2 protein-coding genes are annotated in these 1,679 nt (G+C 47.5%); one reads left to right on the top strand and one right to left on the bottom strand.

What is annotated here, in order from left to right:
• The first annotated feature begins 138 nt into the window (after window positions 1-138).
• The gene (locus ACR2PX_RS18175; RefSeq protein WP_434000778.1) at window positions 139-411 is read left to right on the top strand and encodes a protein kinase domain-containing protein; all 273 of its coding nucleotides are present in this window, start codon (window positions 139-141) and stop codon (window positions 409-411) included.
• Window positions 412-578: 167 nt separating this feature from the next.
• Here the strand turns inward: ACR2PX_RS18175 and ACR2PX_RS18170 are convergent, their stop codons facing one another.
• Window positions 579-1,514 (bottom strand): class I SAM-dependent methyltransferase, encoded by a 936-nt coding sequence (locus ACR2PX_RS18170; RefSeq protein ID WP_434000777.1) that lies wholly within the window; start codon window positions 1,512-1,514, stop codon window positions 579-581.
• Window positions 1,515-1,679: the final 165 nt, after the last annotated feature.

Here is a 1,679-nt window from a genome sequence, read left to right as displayed (position 1 = left end):
GAATTTTCTAACTACCGTAATGAGCATGGCAAGCTGGACATCAGAGCAAGGCGGAACGACGAGTAATAGCTAGCTATTGCGAGGAGTTCCAACGCAGGGCTGTTGTTCAGATTGTCAGCACAATAGCGTAGTTAGAATGTGCGATTGGTATTATATGGCAAGATGCTCTATGAAGCGGCTACTGGAGAAAAACTCTGTCTGTGTGATACCCAGGGCGTTACCATCGAACTGGAGGATCACTTCAGTATCATTCAATACATGACCACAATAGCCATAGCCAACCCAAAATTGTTGAAGCCCGAGAAGAGTCAGTTGAGGGATCTTCTGAAAAAGATGTTGGCCATGAAACCTGAAGACCGACTATCTGCATCTGAAGTGTTGCAACACCCTTTCATCATCAGTACGCCATAGTACTCACTATGCTTTCGATTGGGCGAGCCTTTGAAATGGATTAAATAATCGTAACTGCTCAGAGTTCAAAGGAACATTATCCGATTGACTGACGCTAACCCTGCTTCATCAATAGCCTTTCTCAGGGTTAGACGCCTTACCCAGGAAGAATGAGCAGTTACAAAAAATCAGCGCTTGAAAACCAGAGCTTTCAGGGATGATTCTGGATGAATATCTGCAAACTCTGGGGGATTGGGCAGACGTTCCATAAATTTTAGCTCCGGAGCCTCTTCTTTCATTTCATCAATCAGAAAATCCGATGTCAGATGCGGGTCATTCACACAGGCCAGAACCTGTCCTTCTTCTGTCAGAAGTTCAGGCAGGCGTCGAAGAATTTTCCGGTAGTCCCGGGTCAGAGCAAAGCTGCCTTTCTGAAAGGTAGGCGGATCAATAATAATCAGATCATAGGGACCCAGCTTGCGCACCTTACCCCAGGATTTGAATAGATCATGTCCAAGAAATCGTACCTGATTCAGATCGTGATCATTCAGTCTATGGTTTTCCCTGCCCCGCTCCAACGCGGCTCTGGCCATATCCAGATTAACGACACTGTCTGCTCCACCCGCCATTGCAGCTACCGAGAAGCCGCAGGTATAGGCAAACAGATTCAGTACTTTTTGGTCTTTAGCATTTTCCTGAACCCATTGTCGTCCATTTCGCATATCCAGAAACAAACCATTATTCTGCTTTCTTCCCAGATCCAGTTGATAGTTCAGCCCGCTTTCTTGCACCTGAGGGTAGTCGTTCAGAGCCCCCCAAAGACACTCCAGAGGACTCCCTTCTCGATCCCTATGGTGCAAAAGCATGGAAACAGCTCCGGATGACTGCCACTGGCCACTCTCGGTTATTCTGAAAAGCACCGATTTGAGTTCAGAAAGACACTCCGGCTCAGGCTCCTTGAAAAGAGAGACCAGCAATTGGCCATGGAGCCAGTCCACCGTCAGCTGTTCCAAACCTGGCCAGCAACGTCCCCGGCCATGAAACAGACGACGGATTTCCTGCGGTGGTGAAGATAAAGCGGAAAGCAGGTGTTGCTCGAGTACAAGCAGAGACTCAGCGTTCATAACATACCGAAGATTACATCAAATCGGCCATTTTAGGATCCTTAAGTCCCGCTTAACGATCTGAAGAAGTAAGACAGAATGAACTGAAAGGAGCGCCCTCTGTGCTGTTCAGGCAAAATACCTGTGTTAATAACAATGCACTTGCAAGGTGCTACACAGGGACGC

It is taken from the genome of Endozoicomonas sp. (assembly GCF_051008435.1).
Taxonomy (GTDB): Bacteria; Pseudomonadota; Gammaproteobacteria; order Pseudomonadales; family Endozoicomonadaceae; genus Endozoicomonas_A.
Note: the sequence above shows the minus strand (reverse complement) of the source record. Positions and strands in the feature narration are given on the sequence as shown.